Origin of the sequence: Burkholderia sp. E168m23, assembly GCF_016586125.1 — a bacterium.
Taxonomy (GTDB): domain Bacteria; phylum Pseudomonadota; class Gammaproteobacteria; order Burkholderiales; family Burkholderiaceae; genus Burkholderia; species Burkholderia orbicola.
This window is the reverse complement of sequence record NZ_BCPP01000642.1, coordinates 1-4,280: the sequence shown is the minus strand read 5'-3', so window position 1 is coordinate 4,280 and position 4,280 is coordinate 1. Positions and strand designations below refer to the sequence as shown.

At 68.7% G+C, this 4,280-nt stretch carries 5 protein-coding genes; 3 read left to right on the top strand and 2 right to left on the bottom strand.

The features are described from left to right. Positions 1 to 531, top strand: a 531-nt coding sequence (locus JMF90_RS26525) for a carbohydrate ABC transporter permease (RefSeq protein ID WP_201325623.1), incomplete at its 5' end; no start/stop codon positions are given. Next, positions 528 to 1,388, top strand: a complete 861-nt coding sequence (locus JMF90_RS26520) for a carbohydrate ABC transporter permease (protein WP_011547367.1) — start codon at positions 528 to 530, stop codon at positions 1,386 to 1,388. The genes JMF90_RS26525 and JMF90_RS26520, both read left to right, overlap by 4 nt. Positions 1,389 to 1,420: 32 nt before the next feature. On the opposite strand, the gene JMF90_RS26515 is transcribed toward JMF90_RS26520, so the two are convergent. Next, positions 1,421 to 2,443, bottom strand: a complete 1,023-nt coding sequence (locus JMF90_RS26515; RefSeq protein WP_011547368.1) for a LacI family DNA-binding transcriptional regulator — start codon at positions 2,441 to 2,443, stop codon at positions 1,421 to 1,423. 6 nt (positions 2,444 to 2,449) lie between these two features. On the opposite strand from JMF90_RS26515, the gene JMF90_RS26510 reads away from it, so the two are divergent. Further along, positions 2,450 to 3,370: a phosphatidylinositol-specific phospholipase C gene (locus tag JMF90_RS26510; RefSeq protein ID WP_011547369.1), complete on the top strand. Its 921-nt coding sequence runs from the start codon at positions 2,450 to 2,452 to the stop codon at positions 3,368 to 3,370. Here the strand turns inward: JMF90_RS26510 and JMF90_RS26505 are convergent. Then, a partial coding sequence (locus tag JMF90_RS26505; RefSeq protein ID WP_236598037.1) for an alpha/beta fold hydrolase occupies positions 3,371 to 4,280 on the bottom strand: 910 nt, incomplete at its 5' end.

Here is a 4,280-nt window from a genome sequence, read left to right as displayed (position 1 = left end):
TCCACGCTCGTGTGCTCGGCGATCTGGCGCAACTGGCTGAACTTCGACGGCTTCCTGAACGCGCTGCTCGCGGCGTTCGGCATCGAAGGCGTGCGCTGGCTGTCCGACCCGCATCTCGCGTTGTGGTCGCTCGCGCTCGTCGACGTGTGGCAGTGGACGCCGATGGCGTTCCTGATCGTGCTGGCCGGGCTGCAATCGATCCCGCAGGAATTGTACGAAGCCGCGCGCACCGACGGCGCGAGCGAGTGGCAGTGCCTGCGCGACATCACGCTGCCGCTCGCGGCGCCGCAGATCGGCCTCGCGCTGCTGCTGCGCTCGATCGACACGTTCAAGCTGTTCGACAAGGTCTATGCGCTGACGGGCGGCGGCCCCGGCAACGCGACGCAGACGTTGTCGACCTATATCTACGACACGGGCTTCCGCTTCTTCAATGTCGGGCCGGCGAGTGCCGCGTCGGTGCTGATGCTCGCGGCGTCCGCGCTGCTGGTCTCGGGGTACGTATGGCAGACGGTTCGCAAGCGGCGCGCATGACGGCGCGATCGGCAGGTATCCCGCGCATCCGCACGGGCGTCGCGTTTAGTCACGCGATGCCGTGGGCGCTGCGCATCGTCGCGCTCGCACTGTTGCTGCTGCCGTGCCTGTGGATGGTCGGCGCGGCCTTCATGCCGACGCTAGAACGCCTCGATCATCCGTTGCGGATCTGGCCGGCCGCGCCGACCTTCGAGCATTTCGCGTCGGTGTGGGCGAACGGGATCGGCGCGCCGCTGTTCAATTCGCTGCTGGTCGGCTTCGGCACGACGCTGCTCGCGCTGGCGCTCGCGTTCCCGGCCGCGTACGCGCTCGTGCGGCTGCGGTTTCCGGCGCGGCTCGACCTGCTGTTCCTGGTGCTCGTGCTGGCGCTGAAGCTGATGCCGCCGATCACGATCGCGGTGCCGCTGTTCGCGCTCGCGAAGCGGCTGCACCTGCTCGATTCGACGCTCGGCCTGATGCTCGCGTATCAGATCTACGCATTGCCGATGGCGATCTGGATGCTGCTGGCGTTCGTGCGCGACGTGCCGATCGAATATGAGGAAGCGGCGTGCATCGACGGCGCGGGGCTCGCGCGGCGGCTCGTGCAGATCGTGCTGCCGCTGTGCGCGCCGGGGCTGATCGCGACCGCGATCTTCGTGTTCATCGCCGCATGGAACGAATTCCTGATCGCGCTGCTGTTCGTGTCGACGCCGAGCCGCTTCACGCTGCCGCTCGCGATTGCCGGCTACGTGACGGAGAACGGCATCGACTGGGGCGACTTGATGAGCGCCGGGCTGATGGCGTCGCTGCCGACGCTGGCCGTGGCCGGCTATGTGCAGCGCTACCTGTTGCGCGGCTTCGCGGGCGGGCTGAAGTGACGCGCGGCGTCGCCGCGCCCGATCCTGCGTCGTCACGCGCAACTGTCCCGCACCACCTGCGTGACCTGCACGACGCGCGTACGCGACGGGCCGTCGAACGTCTGCATCCGGTCGGCGAGCAGGTCGATCGCCGCATGCGCGAGGCCGCGCGTGTCCTGTCGCAGCGTCGTGAGCCGATACGCATCGTATTCGGCGGCGGGGATATCGTCGAAGCCGATCACGCGCAGGTCGTCCGGCACGCGCAAGCCGAATTCGCCACGCGCGACGTCGATCACGCCGAGCGCGAGCAGGTCGGACGAGCAGAACACACCGTCGGGCCGCTCGCGCGCCGCGAACAGTTGCCGTGCTGCATCGATTCCGCTGGCATGCGTGTCGGACGGTGTGTCGATCATCTGCGCGAGCGTCGCGTCGAATGCGTCGCGTTGCCCGATCGCCTGCTCGAACGCCGTGGCGCGCGACCGCGCGCTGTAGCTCGCGCCACGCGGGCCGACGAACGCAAGCCGGCGCGCGCCGGCCCGCACCAGCCGCTGCGCGGCGTGGGTGGCGCCCGCCGCGTTGTCGCTGACGACCACATCGGCGCCCGGCAGGTTCGCTTCGCGGTTGATCATCACGACCGGAATCCGGTGTTCGAGATATTGCTGCGCGACCGACAGCGGCGGCGACGCGGACGTCATCACGAGGCCCGCGATCCGGTAGCTGAGCAGTTGTTCGAGCGATTGCCGGACCTGGCGCGGATCTTCCGCATTGGTCACGAGCGGCGTGAGCGCGCGCTGCCCGAGCGCGGCCATCAGGTCCGACAGCAGCCGCGCGCGGAACGGGTTCTCGAATCCGGCCGTCACGACGCCGATCATGCTGCTGCGCTGCGTGATCATGTCGCGCGCGATCAGGTTGACCTGGTACCCCAGCGCCCGCGCGGCGACCATCACGCGCTCGCGCGTTTGCGGCGCGATGCTTGCCGTCGGCGAGAACGCGCGCGACACTGCGGAACGCGAGACGCCGGCCCGCGCCGCGACATCCGACGCCGTCACCCACGGTTTTCTTTCCTTGTCATTCATCGATTCATGATCCCTTCGCGCCACGATACGTGCATGCCGCCTGCCGACTGGATGTCGGCGCTCGACGACGCGCGGCCGCTGCATACGCTGACCCTACCGGGCAGCCATGACACCTGTGCGTATACGGTCGACGATTCGCTGGTGCGCACGCAGCGTGCGCCGCTCGACGCGCAGCTCGCGCATGGCGTGCGGCTGCTCGACATCCGCTGCCGGCACGTGCGCGACGGGTTCGACATCCATCACGGCGGCATCGCGCTCGGCATGACGTTCGACGACGTGCTGGCAACGTGTACGCGGTTTCTCGATGCGCATCCGCGCGAATGCATCGTGATGTCGGTGAAGGACGAGTGGCCGGCGCATGCCTGCACGCGCGGTTTCGATGCGACGTTCGACGCGCATCGCGCGCGGCATCTACGACTGCGCTGGCATGCCGGCGGCACGCTGCCGACGCTCGGCGACGTGCGCGGCACGGTCGTGCTGTTGCGGCGCTTTCGCAGCGGCCGGCCGCTCGGCATCGACCTGACCGCGTGGCCCGACAACGCGACGTTCACGATCGACCATCCGGACGGCGCGTTCGTCATTCAGGATGAATACCGCGTGCCGGTGGCCGCGTCGATCGCATGGAAGTGGCGCGCAATCGACGCGTTGCTGACGCATCTGCCGCTGCCGGACAGCGGCCGCTGGGCGCTCAATTTCTGCAGCGGCACGGGAATGGGTGCGAATCCGTCGGTGGTCGCACACGGCGATGGCCGCGTGCCGGGCATTCAGGCGCGGCTGGCCGAGCGCTTGCGCGAGCAGCCCGGCCCGTACGGCGCGATGCTGCTCGATTTCTGCGATGACGACGACTGGGCGCTGGTGCGCGTGCTGATCGAATGCAACGCTCACACGCCGGAGCAGGGCGTCTGGCGCAAGGCGTTTCGCTGTTAGTCAGCGAAGATTCGCGTTGAAGAACGCGAGTGCTTTCGCGTCGAGCGATGCATGGAACGCGGTGCGATCGAATCCCTTGGCGTCCGTGCAGATGTCGGGTGCGTGGTGGGCCAGCTGCTCGGGACACGGCGCGAGAAACGCGAAATGCGCCGAATTCGGCACGACGTGGAATTCGGGCCGTTGCGGCAGCAGCGCGGCCAGCGCGGGCGCCGTATCCGGCGTCACGCCGTCGCCGCCTTCCGCAGATGCCCAGAGCTGGATCGGCGCGCGGACGTTCTTCAGCGTGTCGGCGGTCGGGAATTCGTCGAGTGGATCGGCCAGCACGTAGGCCTTGATGCGCGGGTCGTGCGTCAGCGGCGCCTTCGGCAGGTCGCCGGCCCGGATTTGCTTGCAGATCGGCCAGGCCGGGTCGGGGCAGGCGACCGGCGCGTGCGCGAAATCCGGATTGCCGCCGGCCAGCACGAGGCCCGTATAGCCGCCGCGCGAAAAGCCGAAGAAGCCGATGCGTGCCGGGTCGATGTGCGCGGCATCCGGCGCGTGACCGAGCATGTAGTCGACCAGGCGCTTGATGTCGGCCGGGCGCTCGGCGAATTCCTGCAGATCGGCCGCGCGGCTCATGTCGGAGAACGTGTCGCCCGGATGGTTGATCGCCGCGACGACGTACCCCGCATCGGCGAGCGTTTCGGCCAGATCGTGGTGGCCGAGGAACGAGCCGCCATGGCCGTGCGAGATCACGACGAGCGGCAGCTTGTCGCCGGCGGTTGGACAGTCTCGACGTCCTTTCAGTGTGTAAGGGCCGACCGTGAGCGATTGCGTGGCGTCCGCGCATGGCGTCCAGACCATCGCGCGCAACTCGGGGCCGGCCGCGTCGGCAGGAATCCGAAGAAACTTGACGCCCGCCGCATGCGCG

Coding starts and splice junctions, on each gene's coding strand:
- JMF90_RS26510 (WP_011547369.1), top strand. CDS start 2,450: ATGATCCCTTCGCGCCACGATACGTGCATGCCGCCTGCCGACTGGATG.
- JMF90_RS26515 (WP_011547368.1), bottom strand. CDS start 2,443: ATGAATGACAAGGAAAGAAAACCGTGGGTGACGGCGTCGGATGTCGCG.
- JMF90_RS26520 (WP_011547367.1), top strand. CDS start 528: ATGACGGCGCGATCGGCAGGTATCCCGCGCATCCGCACGGGCGTCGCG.